Annotated in this window: 12 protein-coding genes, 1 tRNA gene and 2 pseudogenes; 7 read left to right on the top strand and 8 right to left on the bottom strand. The window is 37.5% G+C overall.

Features of this window, described 5'->3' with window-relative positions:
• Positions 1-2 precede the first annotated feature (2 nt).
• The 5 genes from Q9Q86_RS03600 to Q9Q86_RS03580 all read right to left on the bottom strand — a co-directional run bounded on the left by Q9Q86_RS03600 (position 3) and on the right by Q9Q86_RS03580 (position 5,707).
• Entirely contained in the window at positions 3-1,277 is a 1,275-nt protein-coding gene (locus Q9Q86_RS03600) for an NAD(P)/FAD-dependent oxidoreductase (protein WP_112986134.1), read from the bottom strand.
• Entirely contained in the window at positions 1,277-2,263 is a 987-nt protein-coding gene (locus Q9Q86_RS03595) for an acyl-CoA desaturase (RefSeq protein ID WP_004914962.1), read from the bottom strand. Before Q9Q86_RS03595 ends, Q9Q86_RS03600 begins: the two co-directional genes overlap by 1 nt.
• A 199-nt stretch (positions 2,264-2,462) precedes the next feature.
• On the bottom strand, positions 2,463-3,260 hold the full coding sequence (locus Q9Q86_RS03590; protein ID WP_004959321.1) for a sulfite exporter TauE/SafE family protein: 798 nt from the start codon (positions 3,258-3,260) through the stop codon (positions 2,463-2,465).
• Between the two features lie 105 nt (positions 3,261-3,365).
• Positions 3,366-5,009, bottom strand: coding sequence for a bifunctional protein tyrosine phosphatase family protein/NAD(P)/FAD-dependent oxidoreductase (locus tag Q9Q86_RS03585; RefSeq protein ID WP_112986135.1), 1,644 nt, complete (start codon positions 5,007-5,009; stop codon positions 3,366-3,368).
• 14 nt (positions 5,010-5,023) lie between these two features.
• Positions 5,024-5,707 (bottom strand): MBL fold metallo-hydrolase, encoded by a 684-nt coding sequence (locus Q9Q86_RS03580; protein ID WP_112986136.1) that lies wholly within the window; start codon positions 5,705-5,707, stop codon positions 5,024-5,026.
• 194 nt (positions 5,708-5,901) lie between these two features.
• On the opposite strand from Q9Q86_RS03580, the gene Q9Q86_RS03575 reads away from it, so the two are divergent.
• Positions 5,902-7,200 carry a sigma-54-dependent Fis family transcriptional regulator gene (locus tag Q9Q86_RS03575; protein WP_112986137.1) on the top strand — a complete coding sequence of 433 codons (1,299 nt, stop codon included), beginning with the start codon at positions 5,902-5,904 and terminating at the stop codon, positions 7,198-7,200.
• Between the two features lie 56 nt (positions 7,201-7,256).
• On the opposite strand, the gene Q9Q86_RS03570 is transcribed toward Q9Q86_RS03575, so the two are convergent.
• Positions 7,257-9,722, bottom strand: a complete 2,466-nt coding sequence (locus Q9Q86_RS03570) for an acyl-CoA dehydrogenase (RefSeq protein WP_112986138.1) — start codon at positions 9,720-9,722, stop codon at positions 7,257-7,259.
• A 336-nt stretch (positions 9,723-10,058) separates the two neighbouring features.
• Positions 10,059-11,148 (bottom strand): annotated as a pseudogene (locus tag Q9Q86_RS03565) (IS4 family transposase).
• A 60-nt stretch (positions 11,149-11,208) separates the two neighbouring features.
• Between Q9Q86_RS03565 and Q9Q86_RS03560 the strand changes: the two are divergent.
• From Q9Q86_RS03560 to Q9Q86_RS03535, 6 genes and pseudogenes are all read left to right on the top strand, one after another.
• Positions 11,209-11,370: pseudogene (locus tag Q9Q86_RS03560) on the top strand (dihydroorotase); the annotation flags it as partial.
• 318 nt (positions 11,371-11,688) lie between these two features.
• Positions 11,689-13,182, top strand: coding sequence for a DUF4331 domain-containing protein (locus tag Q9Q86_RS03555; protein ID WP_112986139.1), 1,494 nt, complete (start codon positions 11,689-11,691; stop codon positions 13,180-13,182).
• Positions 13,183-13,197: 15 nt separating this feature from the next.
• Positions 13,198-13,437: a hypothetical protein gene (locus Q9Q86_RS03550; protein ID WP_004914937.1), complete on the top strand. Its 240-nt coding sequence runs from the start codon at positions 13,198-13,200 to the stop codon at positions 13,435-13,437.
• A gap of 56 nt (positions 13,438-13,493) precedes the next feature.
• Complete coding sequence (locus tag Q9Q86_RS03545; protein ID WP_112986140.1) at positions 13,494-14,609, top strand: lipopolysaccharide assembly protein LapB; 1,116 nt, start codon at positions 13,494-13,496, stop codon at positions 14,607-14,609.
• A gap of 96 nt (positions 14,610-14,705) precedes the next feature.
• Entirely contained in the window at positions 14,706-16,823 is a 2,118-nt protein-coding gene (locus tag Q9Q86_RS03540) for a TonB-dependent receptor (protein ID WP_112986141.1), read from the top strand.
• Between the two features lie 30 nt (positions 16,824-16,853).
• Positions 16,854-17,702: a hypothetical protein gene (locus tag Q9Q86_RS03535; protein WP_112986142.1), complete on the top strand. Its 849-nt coding sequence runs from the start codon at positions 16,854-16,856 to the stop codon at positions 17,700-17,702.
• Between the two features lie 472 nt (positions 17,703-18,174).
• Here Q9Q86_RS03535 and Q9Q86_RS03530 read toward each other — a convergent pair.
• Positions 18,175-18,264: transfer RNA gene (locus Q9Q86_RS03530), tRNA-Ser, on the bottom strand.
• Positions 18,265-18,301 lie beyond the last annotated feature (37 nt).

The following is an 18,301-nucleotide window of genomic DNA, read 5'->3' as shown; positions in this document are numbered from 1 at the left end:
AATTAGTCTTTAATTTTTAACAACTTATCTACTACCCGCTGAGCACTTCTCGCCCCATCTTCATGAAAGCCCCAACCCCAATATGCTCCACAAAATGAACTGCGGTTTTGACCATTAATCAGTTCCCAACGCGCTTGTGACTCAATTGCTTTTTTATCAAAAACAGGATGTCGATAATGACGTTCGACATAAATCTTATCATTCGCGATCGGCATATTCGGATTCAATGTAGAAAATACCTGCGTTTTACAAGGTAGATTCTGCAAGCTGTTCATCCAATAGGTAAATCCATAGTGTACTTGATGAACTTTACCATTTTTTTCAGGTTTTTCTTGAGCAGTGACGTGCACATGCCAACTCGCCCATTGAGATTGACGCTTCGGCATAATCGAAGTATCGCGATGTACCACCATAAAGTTATCTTGATAATCAAAACAACCTAATACATCTCGCTCATCTGCCGAAGGATTTTGAATAAGCTGTAACGTATCATCAGCATGACTCGCAAACACAACCCAATCAAAAGTTTCTTGTTCTTGATTCGTGACAATATGAACTAAATCATTTTCACGAATCACTTGTTGAACTTGCGCTTTCTTCCAAATAATCGATGGGCAAGCTTTTTGAATCGCTCGTATATAAGAAGCTGAACCACCTTTTACTGTCTGCCATTGTGGTCGATCAGCCAACTGCAACATACGATGATGTTGAAAGAAACTGACCACAAATTTGTAGGGTATCTTGCCAACTTGATCAACTGGACTTGACCATAGTGCGCCACACATTGGATAGAGATGTTCTTCTCTAAAAACCTGAGAGTAGTCATTTCGATTTAGATAATCTTCAATACTTAACTCAGCATCACATTGATCCACGACGACATCTTTATTCTCCTGATAAAACCTGATCAAATCAGACAGCATCAATCGAAAGTTCTTATTTAAAAAATTTTGCGGGCGAGTCAATAATGACCATTTTTTAGATGGATTGTACTGTAGTCCAGTGACCTGATTATTCACAGAAAAACTCATATCACTATTCTGTGCTTGGACACCAAGTTCAGCAATCATTGCACTGAATAAAGGATAGTTATAGTCATTAAATACAATAAACCCACTATCTACTGCAACATTCTGTTCATCAATCCAAAGATCGTGGGTGTCAGTATGCCCTCCGAAATAATTCTCTTTTTCAAAGATCGTGACTTGATGCTGCTGTGATAATTTCCATGCGGCATACATGCCTGAAATACCTGAACCTACAATTGCAATCTTCATCAAGACTTCTCACTTTGAATTTTATTCGCGTTCATTTTTAAATTTTGTATTTGAGTTTTGTGCGCATCATAAACGCGCTCAGGTACTGGTTTGATCGCCCAAATGAGACCTAAAAAAGACATCATTTTTAAAATGTAATAAGTAATATCGATTTGCCACCAGAAAAAACCTTGTCGCGTGCTACCTGCATAATAGTGATGATTATTATGCCAACCCTCGCCCAATGTAATAATCGAAAGGAATAAGTTATTTCGACTATTGTCATTAGTCTCAAAATCTCGACTTCCATACAAGTGAGCAAGCGAGTTAATACATAAAGTTGCGTGAATCAACAAAACTGTTGAAACCACAAAACCCCAAACCAGCAATTGCAAACCTGATGTACCTAAACTTGGATAAGCAACTGCTAACCACTCACCCAAACCATAGATTGATAAAGCAGTCAGTAACACAACGGGTAAACTAAATCGGTCTAACCAAACTAATTCTGGAAATTTGATCCAATCTTTGATGACCTCCTTTCGCGTTGTGAAATTCTGTTCATTTAGGAACCAGCCGATATGGCTATACCAAAAACCATGCTCTGATGAGTGTGGATCATGCTCTGTATCGGTAAAACGATGATGATAGCGATGATGAGCAGCCCACCATAAAGGACCACGTTGCGCACTCATCGTTCCAATCAAGACAAATATAAATTGCACAGGACGAGAAGTCTGAAATGTTTTATGTGACAAATAACGATGAAAGAATGCTGTAATCGCAAACATACGAATAAAATAAAAAAACAGCATAAACGCGACTGCAAACCAAGATACACCGACCCAGAAAACGGCTAAACATGCGATATGCAAAAAAATAAATGGAAGGATTCGCAACCATTGAATTTTAGTATCTTTATATGTTTTAAACGTATCAGACTCATTTGTCTCAGAAGTTTGTGTAGTTGACCAACTGTCTATCCATCGCAGAAAAAATTTAAACATTGATTCTTCCTGACCCATTTCTCTTGTAATTTTGATTTTATAAAATTTGGTATGAAATTTATGTGAAGATCAATTATATAAAAAATATTAGCAAAATGATCGTGTAAAATCATTTAAAAACAAAAATTTATTTATACTCATTAGCCTATTCCTAAAAATAGGCTAATCATAGAATTTCATTTTTTAAATATGACACTTTCTATAAAAATAGTACAGAAAGACTTGTCCAAATTAGGTAAACAGCGACACCAATTACCACAGTTGCAAATATCTTTTGCACTGTTTTTAGATCAATCAAATTAATGAGTCGTCGTCCGACCAACATCCCTAAAATGCAAGCAACCACAAAACTGATCGTTACTGAAACTGGATATTGGAAGCCATCGAGTACGTGGATAGAAATGCTCACACCGCCAATCAGAAAAATGATCATTAACGACGTTGCAACTATACTACGCATATCGAGATCCGTTGCTTTACGCAGCGCTGGAACAATGACAAATCCACCACCAACACCAAGCAATCCAGTCAACAAACCCGCAACCACACCAATAAGACCCAATACACTGGCTGTTTTCACATTCCAAATAAGTTTTCCAGTAGACTGATTGACCTTACATGGTGGATCTTCAAAATCATGAACTTTATTGAAGAAAATTCGATAGGCAACAACCATCATCACTAAACTAAAAGCTAGGCTTAACCATGTAGGAGAGATGATGTTAGATAAATGCACGCCATATCGAGCCGATGGAATACTAATCAAAGCAATCCATATTGCAGCTTTATAGCGTACGATTTTTTTCAATAAGCCTTGTACACTCCCCACAAACGCAGAAAGTGTAATTGCAAGTAGTCCAACAGGTGCAGCTTGTGAGACAGTCCATCCTTGACTCGCCATCAGTGCGGGAACGGCTAAAATTCCTCCTCCCGCACCTGTTAATCCAAGCAAGCATCCGATTGCTAGACCTTCCAAGACTAATAACCACATATCCATAAAGGACCTCATGAAAAATGAGATACACTTTTTCAAGTGTGAAAAAACCTAACCCAGCTCTAAATTTAGAGCTAAGCTAATGATTTATATGATCTAATAAATAAATTACAGTTTAGGTTTTACAAGCCACTCATGCCCTTTTAACATGCCATCCCAATACATCGGGGGTAGGATCTGTTCTTTTAACAGCCATGCCATACGTGAAGGTTTTTGACCATCCAAGAACCACTTTGGAAAACTCGGAAGCAGTTTCCCACCATAACCAAATTCTGCAAGAACGATCTTGCCTCGCTCAACAGTCAAAGGACATGAACCATAACCATCGTACTGAGCAAATTGATCACTACCTTTTAAGTACTGCAAAACATTCACTGCAACAATTGGCGCTTGTTTGCGCGCTGCCGCAGCAGTTTTCGCATTCGGAGCATTCATGACATCTCCAAGTGCAAAAATGTAAGGATATTTGCTGTGCTGCAAAGTATTTTGATCAACGCTCACCCAACCTGCTGCATCAACTAAATTACTTGCACGAATAAAATCAGGTGCTTGTTGCGGTGGAACGACATGAATCATGTCAAAATCAGTTTCTAACAGTGATGTACTTTCACCTTGATTGACCTTGAACCATGCACGTTTGTTTGCACCATCAACTTTTACCAGCTGATGGTTGAAGTGCAGATTGGCGTTATAGCGTTTCACATATTCCATCAATGCTGGCACATAAGCTTCAACACCAAATAACACCGCACCCGTATTGAAGAAATCAACTTGAATATCTTTCAATACGCCTTGTTTTTGCCAATAATCGGCAGATAGATACATCGCTTTTTGTGGCGCACCAGCACATTTGATCGGCATAGGTGGTTGAGTGAAAATCGCCTTACCACGTTTCATTTGACTGACTAACTGCCATGTATACGGCGCTAGATCATAACGATAATTCGAGGTCACACCATTTTTGCCCAATGTTTCAACTAAACCGTCAATACCGTGCCAGTTGAGCTTCAAACCTGGGCAAACCACCAATACTTCATAGTTGATCGGCTTACAGCCCTCTAACAACACCTGTTTATTGTCTGGATCAAAGGCCGCCACAGCAGCTTTTATCCACTGTACTTGCTTGGGTATCAAACTCGCCATGGTTCGAACTGTTTTTTCAGGTGCAAAAATTCCACCACCGACCATCGTCCAACCAGGTTGATAGTAATGAATTTCTGCTGGATCAATCACAGCAATATCTAGATTTGGTTCTCGTGAAAGTAAGCTTGAAGCAACTGAAATCCCAGCAGCTCCACCACCTACGATCACCACCGAAAATTTAGGCACATTATTTAATTGTGTCGGATGTTGATTGAGGATTCTTGGAATTAAACCTTGTAAGTCATAACCCAGAGTTTTAGACACCAATAGCATTTGATCCAGACTTAATCCAGAAACCTGAGATAATCCCCAAAGCGTGATTGAGCGTGTACCTGTTCGGCAAAACGCCAAGATTGGCTTTTGAGCTGCTTGATAAACTGATTTAAACTCTTCAGCCTGCTCATCAGTTACACGGCCACTCACCACAGGTAAATACTCAACTTGAATCCCGTGAGTAGATGCTACTTCTTGTATTTCAATGATATTGGGTTGATCAGCACCCTCATTACAAATAATTGTTTTGATACCTTTATTTGCAAGTTCAGCCACATCTCGTTGAGAAATTTGATCTGCAACATAAAATTCTTGATTCACTTGTTTTAATTGCATGCCACTCTCTCCTATTACTGACCGCAGGCTTTATTCGCAGGTAAAGCAATATCAATTTTCTTTGGATAAGGAAGATTGAGGTTTTCCATCAAAATAATGAAGTCTTGCTTACTTTTGCCTTCCCCCAATCGAGAGTTATGTAGTCGCTCTTGTCCAACCGTAGATGACAAACGCCCCTTGTAGTCATGACCTGGATAAACAATCGTTTCATCAGCTAAAGTGAATATCTGTTGATGAATACTGTCATACAAAGTTGCAGCATCACCTTCTTGGAAATCAGTACGCCCGCAACCGTCTATAAGCAATGCGTCACCCGTAAATACCATACCGTCCACTACATAACTGGTACATGCATTGGTATGTCCAGGCGTATAGCGAGCTTCAATTAAAATCTCCCCTACGCGAATTGCACTACGGTCAGATATAAAAATGTCACCACATGCAACTTCAGAGTTGCGATGTAACACTGTTTTACATCCAAAGCGTTCACGTAACAGATTTGCTGCCGTTACATGATCTGCATGCACATGCGTATCAAGGCTATAAACTAGCTTCAAATTATTTTGTTCAAGCATGTCCGCATAACGCTCAATTTCCGATGCAACAGGATCAATCAGTACAGCTTCACGTGTCTGTTCAGATGCGATGAGATAGGTATATGTTGAACTTTCATTTTCAAAAAACTGATGAAATATCATGTGGATCAATCTCGATGTACTTATTTATATATTCTTAAATTGCAAACAAGATACCAACTCTATGCACAAATTATTATATTCAAATAAAACAATATATTATTAAATATTATTTAATAGTTTCTTAATTTTATGTTTCACCATCAGTTCATTTTATGTTTCAATGAAACATTCAAAGAAACAACACCTGAAACAATATGAATCAATCCATTGATTTTATAAAACAAGTAGATTTGGAAAACTTCTTAGGATATTTACAACAACTCATTACAGACTGCGCCCTGTTTATTGTTGATCAATCAAACTCAGCTATAATTTATGAGTTCAAATCAACACGTTTTAATCCCTCTATTGCTCAACTGACTAAACAAAAAATACTAAACAATCTATTAGAAACTGGGAAAATTCATCTGCAATCTGCCACAGCTTCAATTGAGCTTTTATGTCACCAACACAATATCCAAGTTTCAGATCAGGATTTCTCTGGAAAGTTGTACTTAGTTCAACCATTGCAACAGGCTGAAACATCAAAAAAGGAAAATAGTGGTCAGAGTTTGTCTGAAACATTTCATAGCCAATCTCCTGAAATGCAACGTATGTTTTCAATTATTGAACGTGTGGCGATTACAGAATTTCCAGTCTTAGTTCGTGGAGAGTCTGGAAGTGGCAAAGAACTAGTTGCACAAGCCATTCATGACCATAGTCAACGAAAAAACAAAGTTTTTATCGCAATCAACTGCGCAGCTTTAAATGCAAACATCTTAGAAAGTGAATTGTTTGGGCATGTCAAAGGTGCTTTCACAGGTGCGATTCGTGAACATAAAGGAGTTTTCGAGCGAGCTGCTGGCGGAACGCTATTTTTAGATGAAATTGCTGAAATCCCACTGGAGTTACAAGCCAAACTTTTGCGTGTACTCGAGACAGGTGAATTTACACCTTTGGGTGGTGAAAAATCAATTAAAGCCAATGTACGAATCATCACCGCGACCCACCGAGCTTTGCGCGAAGAAGCGAAACAAGGACGTTTCCGTCAGGATTTATTATATCGCCTAAGAGTTATCCCTATTTTTATTCCACCTTTACGTGATCGTAAAGAGGATATTCCGCTGATCGCTGAATTTATTTTGAGTCAGCAGCAATCTTTATTTCACACACAACCGCATCTATCCGACGAAGCATTAAAAACCTTGATTGCTTATGATTGGCCAGGAAATGTCCGTGAGCTAAAAAACACCCTTTTATATGCATTGACCATGGCAAATGAAAAATCAGAAATTGAAGTTGCTGATCTACCAGATGAAATCATAGATACTCATTTGCATTCATCACAATTACATAATCAGGTATCAGAGAAGCCTGTTTATCCAGAAAAAATCAATAAGAATAAAATTAGAGATGTTTTGATTAAACATCAAAATTACCTGAATCTTGCTGCAAAAGAACTCAATATGAGTCGAACAACTTTATGGCGATATAGAAAAAAATTTAATCTCTAATAAAAAAGCGAGCTATTTAAAATAACTCGCTTTTACTTATGATGGATGACAAATTCTTAACTTGGCAGATGCGGATTTGCTAAAGGTCGTTCTTGTTTCAATTCACGATCAAATACATCCGTTAACATACTGTCATAACGCTTAGCATTATATTTCAGTAGTTTATCTGCCTCTGCGGGAGTAATAAAATCAATCGCCACAGCATCATGGATTCTTTCTTCAAAGCTGAATCCTTTGAACTTATCTTTTGATTCTGCGCGTTTGAACTTATCCCACAACGGTTGCATAGTGAGCAACATCTGGAATGTAGATTCCATACGCCCCATCACATCTGTTGCTTCAGTGGTGTAATACACATGCTTCTTCAATTCTTCACGGAAAGCATTTTCCTGTAATAGCAATTGAGCCACTTCTTGTTTCAAATGATCTGTTGGTTTTGCGACTGGACGTCCAAATGGGAAACAGATCAATTTCACTAATTTAGCTGCAACTTTTACTGGGAAGTTTTCATAGAATCCAAAAAAAGCTTCTTGTGCATTAAATAAAGCTTTGTTTAATGCCAATTCAGCATGTTTTTGCTCAGCTTCCGTCCGTTTACCACTTTCATAATATTTAAGAATCGAGGTTGCGATAAATAAGTATGAATGGATATCCGCCAAGCGTCCTGAAAGCATTTCTTTACGTTTTAAATCTCCAGCTAAAAGACCTAAAGCCATATCAGCGGTTAGAGCAAAATCAGTGCTCATGCGATTGATAATCACATAATACGGTTTGGTGAAAGTATCAGACTGCATGGATGCATGACTCGGTCCACCCGTAATACCATAAGCGAAAGCTCTCGCACCTCGGTTAAAGGTATAAGCCAAATGCTTAAACAACAACGTGTTAAATTGTTTCAAAGCAACTGATTTATCTTCTGCTTGCAGGAGTTGTAATTCTTCAAACAAATACGGATGGCAACGCATAGAACCTTGACCAAAAATCATCAATGAGCGAGTTAAAATGTTCGCACCTTCAACGGTAATCGCTACTGGGATAGATTGATAAGTCAATGCCAAGAAGTTACGAGGACCAAGCTGAATCGCACGTCCACCGACTACATCCATCCCGTGATTGATCACAGTTCTCATCGTTTCGGTTGCATAATACTTCGCCATAGCGGTCATAACTGATGGTGTACCACCTTGATTCAAACCACAAGTGACCATGTATCTAAATGCCTCTAACATATAAGCATCACTGGCAATATCACTGGTCGCTTCTTGTACACCCTCAAAGTTACCGACAGAAACTTTGAACTGTTGTCGTACACTCGCAAATGCACCAACCAATAAGTAACTCATCTCACCTGCGGCTGTAGCTAATGCTGGTAATGAAATACCACGTCCGACGCCGAGACACTCCATCAACATACGCCATCCCTTACCAGCATTTTTTTGTCCACCGATGATCCAGTCAATTGGAATAAATACATCAGTTCCTTCGACTGTACCATTCATAAACGGCGCACCTGGATTATGGCGTGCACCAATTTTAATTCCTTCATGATTTGCAGGAATTAATGCACAGGTGATGCCATATTCGATTTTTGATTTATCACCCAATAAACCATCAGGATCATACAGTTTAAAAGCCAATCCAATCACAGTCGCAATCGGTGCTAGTGTGATCCAGCGCTTAGAAAAATTCATTTTTAATCCAAGCACATCCTGACCTTGATACTGACCATAACAAACCACGCCAGTGTCAGGAATTGCACCAGCATCTGACCCTGCTTCAGGACTTGTTAAGCCAAAACATGGAATTTCTGTACCATTCGCAAGACCTGGTAAGTAACGTTGTTTCTGTTCAGTCGTTCCATAATGCAATAAAAGCTCTCCTGGTCCTAAAGAGTTAGGAACCATACAACTCACAGCTGCAGTTAAAGAGCGTGATGCAATCTTGCTCATAATACGACTTTGCGCAAATGGGCTAAATTCTTTGCCACCAAAAGATTTTGGAATAATAAGACCTAAGAAACCTTTATCCTTGATGAATTGCCATACTTCAGGAGGTAAATCTTTATCTTGATGATGAATTTTCCATTCATCGAGCATGGCGCATAGCTGCTGAACTTCGTTGTCTAAAAAGGACTGTTCTTCAGCTGACAATGTCGGATAAGGATAATCATCAAATTTATTCCAATTAGGAGAACCCATAAACAGTTCTTTTTCCCACCAACTGGTTCCTGCTTCTAGGGCTTCTCTTTCTGTCGTACTCATCGACGGCATTGCTTTTGACAATGCTTTATATGCTGGACGACTGATGAATGCTTCACGTAATGGAGGGAGGAGAAGAATCACACTCGCGAGAATAATTGGTAAGCCAATCAATAAACTCCAAGGTGTGATAAATACACTACATAAAATAGCGATAGTAATTGATAAAATACTACCAATCGTGCGATTTAGTTCGAAATAAAATACAGCCCACAACAAAACAAACTGAATAAACAAGCTAAGCAATATCAATAATAGAGTCATGGTTACTCCTTTGCCTTCAACTTGAACTGAGAAAATTGATTTATTTGAATTACTTCATGTTTGAACTTAGATGGCGATAAGTGAAAAAAGAGTGAATTTTGATTGTACTGATTAAAGACTGATTTGCTTAAATAACTACCATTCATTACACAAGCACATCACAAAAATACTTTTTAAAATAAGAAAACAAAATAATTTACAGATACTTAAAATTACCAAAAGATAAATTAAAAGCCAAATAAGTATATGATGATTTATTCAAATCATTGCAATCGGTTTAAATTATATTGAACGCTACAGTCAACTTATAATATTTTGCTCTGTACACGACAAATTTCATAGGGTCCTTGTCTTATCAGGCTTTTTCTTTCTTAAAATTGCGAGCACTTTCTTAAATTCTTCTTTTTTCCAAAACCAATCAAACGTAGAATAACCATTTGAACATAGTCCAAACCGTAGCGAAATAAACTTATTGAAAGTCGTCCATGCTTCTTTATTTTTATCGTTTTTTTTCGATCATGTTGCCATTCACCTGTTAAATAGCACCAACAGAAACCGATAGCTAGCACTGCTATCAATTTCTTGACTCGTCTAGGGTCTGTTAAACGAGTATTTTCAAGATTGAATCCACGTCCTTTGAGACAACTAAATAAGGTTTCGATTTCCCAGCGTAATGCATAATCACCAATAGCAGAAGCATTAAACATAGGAGAAACAACAAGTAAAAGTTCTCCATCTTCTAATCGAAGCGTACTAATATACAGTTTCACTCGACCAACCCAAATACGTCGTTTACGACATTCTGTTTGACCAACTTGAAGATGACGAAATAAATCACTAATTTTATGATTCTTGGCTAAGTGATTGGTCACAATAAAGTTTTTTTAACACGTATACAGAAGTGAATGTCATTTTCAATTAACCATGTAAACCATTTCTCACCGATAAATTCTCTGTCTGCGAACTCATTCACAATACAATCTTTACCAAAAATGGAGATAAAGCGTTGAATCAAAGCAATACGCTCTTTTGTATCTGAATTGCCACGTTTATTTAGCAATGTCCAAACAATAGGTATCGCTATTCCACGATAGACGATGGCTAACATCAAGATATTGATATCTCGTTTTCCCCATTTCCAGTTGGTTCTATCCAAAGTTAATTGGACTTTATCGAATGAAAATATATTGAAAATTAACTGAGAAATTTGACGATAATCGAAATACTGATCTGCAAAGAAGCGTTGTATACATCGATAAAATGATTGTGGTAAGCACTTGATGGGTAAGGCTTTAGATGCAGAAGAAAGATTACATGTCTGTTTTACAATTAATGCAAGCATAATCAGTGTAAAACATTTTGCATGTGACTTGTTCCTCTTTAGATATTTATTTAAGATGAGATGTAACTCATTGAAATGTGTCATCATATTCGTCGTCAGAAAACAAGTATTATGCCATTATTTCAATGAGTTATCTTTTTTGTCGTGTACAAAGAAAAAAATTATATGCAATGTGGTTGGACTCCATTCCAAGATAAAACCTTTCGTTATGAAGTTGATACCACCATTGTTTCTGGGCAACTGGCGTGGCATCAAAATCAGTTATTTTTAAATTGTCGTGGACAAGCATTAGAAATTAATCGTTAAACAAGGGATTATTTTATATTTTTAGAGATCAATGAAACTAAAATTCACTGATCTCATTTCATAGATTCAATATTTTCCTGCCTGATTTGATCATCAACTTAGGCTATTAACGTATAAACTAAAAAACTATTTAAAATATAAAAATCAATCACATAAGAAAATATGTTAAGTGCATCACACAAAATTCACAAGGTGATCTGTAAAACTAAAATGTCTAATGCATATAACTACTTTTCAAATTAGGGAAAAGCATAAGACCCATAACAACTTATCAAAAATTAAAACCTAAGATCAAAAAAGTGATCAAGGAGATACTCTATGGACTCTCGCCTACTTATTGCAATCTTGCTAAGTAGCTTTAGTGCAACCACATTTGCTTCAAGTCACCGAGAAGCACCCTCAATCACTAAGCTACCAAAAGTAGATGCTACAGATTTTTATATGTTTAAAAGCTATGAATCTGGGCGCAGTAACTACGTTACATTATTAGCCAATTATCAACCACTTCAAGATGCCTATGGCGGCCCGAACTACTTTTCTCTTGATCCAAAAGCATTATACGAAATCCATGTAGACAATAATGGCGATGCTCAAGAAGACATCACCTTTCAATTCAAATTCAACCAAGAATTAAAAGACCTTCAAGTTCCAGTGGGCGGCAAAAATATTTCTGTTCCATTATCTAATATCGGCAAGATTACCAATGACGGTAGTTCAGCCCAAAATACTGCTGAAACCTACACAGTGACGATGATTAAAGGAGATCGTCGTAAAGGTGATCGTAATGTACTCGGCACTTTCAAAAAACCATTTGATAATGTAGGAACAAAATCTATTCCTAACTATCAAGCTTATGCAGATAGTTTTGTACAAAACGTGAATTTCGGAAGCTGTGGTTCAGGTAAAGTTTTCGTTGGTCAACGCCAAGAATCTTTTGCGGTGAACTTGGGAGAAGTATTTGACTTAGTCAATATCAAAATTCCAGCCACTCAACTTGCACCTTCTGGCGTCAATGCTGAAGATCAAGGCTTAAATACAATTGCTGATAAAAACGTCACGACGATCGCTCTTGAAGTTCCACAATCTTGTTTAGTATCAACAAACGATACTGTGATTGGTGGTTGGACAACTGCGAGCTTACCTCAAGCAACCTTATTAAATCCAAATCCTGATAGCAACTTGAACAGCGCATCAAAAGTTGGTGGTGCATGGACTCAAGTTTCACGTTTGGGTATGCCGTTAGTCAATGAGGTTGTGATCGGCTTGAAAGACAAAGACAAATTCAATGCCAGCAAGCCAGCCAATGATGGTCAATTTGCTGATTATGTTACTAATCCAGCACTACCAACTTTAATTGAAGTTCTGTTTAAAGATGCCACAGGCGGCGCTGTTGTAGCACCAACAAACTTCCCACGTACAGACTTAGTGAATGCATTCTTATTGGGTATTCCTGGTCTCAATCAACCAAAAAATGTGAAAGCGTCTGAGATGCTACGTTTGAATACAGCAATCGCACCGACAACAAAAGACAAGCAAAGTCGTTTAGGCGTCATTGGTGGTGATACTGCTGGTTTCCCAAATGGTCGTCGCCCTGGTGATGATGTTGTAGATATTGAGCTTCGAGTTGCTATGGGCTTGTTGTGTACGATTGATGGTGTAAATACTGCCGTAGGTTGTAAAGCAACTGATGCCAAAGCTGGCGGAATTAGTTTTACTGATGGCGCGTTACAATCACCGCAACAGTTCGGTACAACATTCCCTTATTTAAATACTCCAGTATCGGGCTCACCGTTTAATACAGCTAGCAAATAATCAGGAGTAAACACCATGAAAAAATATATGCTGTTGTTCATGGTTGCAATTGGATTAAGCGGATGTGGTGGCGATGATAATAAATCTAAACCCAACAATAACAACCAATCTCAAGGTGATGCTGTACTGAAAGAAACGTTGATATTGACCAACCAATCGCAAAGCAACTTTGAACAAGCTGAACCAAAAACTCTGACTGCAATATCAGAAACAACCATAGATAACAAAGCTGAACCTGTAGCAGTTAAATTTTAAAACAAAAGCCCTTGGTTAGATTAGCTAACTAAGGGCTTTTTTAGGAGTTTTTCTAAATGTTAATCCGCCAACTTACCCTTGCTGTTTTAGTACTTAGTTATTTTGGTCCTGTGCATGCACATCCTAAACATCAACATAAAAATACAAGCTCAGAACTTACAAACAATCAAAGCAGTTTGAATAATCATTATAACGATACAGTTAGAAACCAAATTGTGACCGTATTACTCGAAAAAGCATATGCTCGTGGCGATGGTGATTTATTGGAACAAGCTGAAAACCTAATGAAAACCAGTAAAAATCCTTCCGATGTGGAAAATAAATTACTGGCAACTCGATTAGCGCAGGCTAACCATGATTTTAGTACAGCAGAAAAGACTCTAAAAGAAATACTGAAATCTCAGCCAAACCAATATGATGCTATTTTACAGCTCGCAAATATTTACAGACTTCAAGGTCAATTCGATCAATCGCTTAGCTTATGCAATCAACTAAATGATTCCGAAGTCAAATGGTATCAAGCTGGCTGTATCCTCCAAGTTGAGGCAATGACCAAGAATTATTCAGATTTAAAACCTAAAGCAGATGAGCTTTTAAAAGCGACTTCACGACTTAGTAAAAATGACAAACAGTGGTTTGGAAATATTTTGCTTGAAGTTGCCACACGATATAATGATCAACAACTTGCGACTCAAGCTATTCCCTTACTTGTAACAGATAACCTACCTAATACTCTCGCCAAAGCAAATTGGTATATCGCTCAACAACAATATCAAACGGCATTAAAGATCTTAGAATTCTATCGTTATCATGATGGTGCTCTTTATCGAATTATTTTAGCGAAACAGAAACTAGGTGATCACTCAACAAATAAAGACCTGAGTGAGTTAAGCTTGCGTGTTCAAACCTTATTAAAAGAGCAAGATCACATCCATTTGAGAGAACAAGCACAATATCTTTGGGTATCAAAGCAATATCAAGAAGGTCTCAAGATCGCTGCGAAAAACTGGGATATGCAAAGAGAAAATGAAGATTTTGAAGTTTATGCAGAACTTGCACTCGCAAGCCAAGACCGTATAAGTGCTGAAAAACTGTTGCGTTGGAGCACGATCACAGGTTATCAAAATCCAACTTATCTTCCACGTTTAAAACAAATGGTTGCTGTGCTTTGATTTTTTTTAATATAAAGGATTTTAATCGTTACGATTCACAGTGATTTCACAGCAAAAAAATTAAGCTAAACCATAAAATTATATAAGTGAAAAAAAATGAAAAAAAAGATCATTTCTTTACTTTTGATGAGTAGTAGCAACTTTTACTTGAGTCAAATGACTTATGCAGGTGGTGAACTTATTCTAGGTCTTCCGACGATCAAGCTCTCAGCTTCATCTTCTACAGATGAGCCATTTGGTATTGCTACGACTGCTTCTCAAGGTACGATCTCTCAAGAACAAATTCAAACTCGCCCACTCTCTAGACCTGGTGAAGTACTAGAAACGATACCAGGAGTCATCGTAACGCAACACAGCGGTACAGGTAAGGCAAATCAGTTTTTCCTGCGTGGATTTAACCTAGATCATGGTACCGACTTTGCCACTTCATTTGATGAAATCCCAATCAATATGGTCAGTCATGCACATGGACAAGGCTATACCGATTTAAATTTTCTGATTCCAGAACTGATTGAAACGATTCAATATCATAAAGGTGCAACATCAATTGATGATGGTGATTTCGCTTCGGCTGGTACTGCGAAAATTTCAAGTATTCATTCATTAGATCGTTCCTATGTACAAATGACGCTAGGAAAAAATGATTTACTTAGAGTTTTAGGTGTCGGCAATCTGCAACTGCAGAATGGTGAAATTATTGCTGCAATTGAAAATTTCAATAACGATGGTCCATGGATAAATCCTGAGAATTTATCCAAACAGAATATATTTCTAAAATACTTTAGCGGAGACCACAGTAAAAATAAGTCCATCGCTTTTCAACATTACCAGTCTAAATGGGATGCAACTGATCAAATCCCCGAGCGTTTAATTGACAGTGGGGAGATTGATCGATTTGGCAGCCTAAATACTAGCGACGGTGGAAAATCCTCAAGAACTGCACTTTGGTACAATTCGAAGAATCATGATGAAAAAATATTCTCTGAACTTTCATCATATGCCGTCTATAACAAGCTGAACTTATTTTCTGATTTTAGTTATTTTCTTAATGATCCAATACGAGGGGATCAATTTGAACAAGCGGAGGAACGCACAACGCTTGGTGCAAAGTATCAGAAAGGTTGGGCTACGGTTTGGCAAGATAGAGACGTTTTAAATACATATGGCAGCTCTTTTAGATATGACTACATCGCGGATATCGGGCTTTATCAAACTGAAAACCGTCAACGCTTCTACACAATTCGCCAAGATGATATTCAAGAGTTTTCTTTTGGTATTTGGGGTCAAAATCAAACCAGTTGGCAACCTTGGTTAAAGACTATTTTCGGTGTACGTGGAGATTTTTATTCTTTTGATATTAATTCAGATCGCAAAGAAAATACGGGCAATGAAACTGACCACATTCTTAGCCCTAAACTGAGCATGGTTTTAGGTCCTTGGAAAAATGTTGAATATTATCTGAATTATGCTTATGGATTTCATAGCAATGATGCGAGAGGCACCACAACTCGCTTAAATATCGATCCAAGAGACAGTAACTATTTAAGTAAAATTGATTCTGTTTCGCCGTTAGTCAGAACCATCAATTCTGAAATTGGACTCAGAGCTAATTTTATTCCAGAACTGACGAGTACGATTGCTTTATGGCAACTTGATTCTGATTCAGAACTGGTATTTATTGGCGATGCAGGTACAACGGAGGCTAGTCGACCAAGTAAACGCCAAGGGATTGAAATTTCACAGTTCTATCAACCTACTGATGCGTGGATCATCGATTTAGATGCGGCATGGTCAAAAGCAAGATTTAAAAATCATAGTATTGAAGGAAACCACATACCAGGTGCGATCGAAAAGACTGTCGCTACTGGTTTTACATACCATTTTAATGACCAATTAAACTTTGGTGGTCGTTTACGTTATTTTGGTTCACGCCCACTGATTGAGGATAATTCAGTTCGTTCAGACTCTTCAACTTTGGTGAACTTGCAAGGCAGTTATCAATTTAATAAGAACTTCCAAGCACAACTTGAATTGTTCAACGTATTTGATCAAAAAATTAATGATATTGAATACTACTATGCTTCATGCGCTCGACAGGATTTAGGAGATTCGGCATGTTCGCCTAGCTCAACTGAACGCGAAGGTATTCTTGATAAACATGTCCATCCAACTGAGGGAAGAAACCTCAGAATGACCTTGCGATATTTATTCTGATTGATCAGATAAATGCTAAGGAGGAAAAATATGTGGACTCCAATAAAACTGAATGTTTCACAGAGCGCATTTCTCTTTAGCATCATCGCGCATGTTGTGATCCTCATCGTGCTCTTAAAACCTGATGCTGAAAATAGCTCTGATATTAGATCGACTATGAAAGTAACTTTTGTTTCGGCATCAGTTAAAACAAATAATGATACAGTACGAATATCTTCTGAGCCCTCCCCATCAACGGTCAATCAACTTCAGACTCAGAATTCAAAAAGATTGGATGCCTCCTCGACTGACAGCACCAATTTAGCAAATCAAGTCTCCGATTTTTTTGATCTCTCTCAAGATACACAAATGATAGAGGCTAATAACTTATATGATCCATTATTAGATGCACAAAACAGAGCAAAAAAAGCCATCAAAGATGCAAAGGATGTGTCTAATCTGTATCAAGCAAATATCAAACCGATGGATTCAAATTTTTTGGAAGATTATCAATTACCCATCTCGAAGTCTGAAACCGAATCATTGGGGTTATACAAGGTCGATGTCATTGATGATCCTAAAGATTTAGAGCTTTACTCTACTTTGATTGAGCTTAGTATGACATCGCCTTCAAAAGATGATGAATTACAAATAAATCAACTCACTCAACAAATCACAAAACTTTTACATGAAAATGATTTGAGTCTTATCAAAACGAAACCAACAACGATTGAATTTATGATAGATCCCGTCAATCTGATTGTGCTTATTAAACTTTCTGCTGACTCAATCAAAACACATCACAACCTCAAAACATTATTAGAAAACATGTCATTTGACGCGATTTTTATAAATAGCAATCTGAACGAAAGACCTTATTCTTTTACGGTCGAAGTTTAAAAACTTAAATGCTCAACGATCTGAATTTGATTAAAAAATAATAACCACACGAAAATGGTGAAAGTATTAAGAAATTTTCAAAAAGCGCTTAACTAAAGTCGAAACCCATAGAAAGAGCAAAGCGACTATTTTTAAATTAATAACCGCTTTTCCACCAATATTATCTTGATGTGTGCTGATAAAAATGGATTAGATTTTAAAACACCGAATCAAATGGCAGAGAACTTTTACAAATTATTTGCATAGAAACTTCCAAGTGAAAGTTTCCTGTAGTTTCGATACACATCATCAATTACGAAGCACATTACAGATTCCTTGTACTGCAAGAAATCGTTAAATTCAACGAGTATCTGAACCTTTTTGAATTATTCTTATTTAGATTTTTACAATCCAAAATTTTATGTGGGGTAAGTTGAGGGGTAAACGCATAGATAAAAAAAAGCCCTTGTAAAAACAAGGGTTTTTAGATATTTGGCGGAAGCGGTGAGATTCGAACTCACGGAGGACTCACACCCTCGTCGGTTTTCAAGACCGGTGCATTAAACCGCTCTGCCACGCTTCCATGTGCGTAAGAATACAAAGCTTGATTCTTTTATTCA

Source organism: Acinetobacter sp. A22, from assembly GCF_030913345.1.
Taxonomy (GTDB): domain Bacteria; phylum Pseudomonadota; class Gammaproteobacteria; order Pseudomonadales; family Moraxellaceae; genus Acinetobacter; species Acinetobacter junii.
This window is presented reverse-complemented; position numbering and strand designations above follow the sequence as displayed.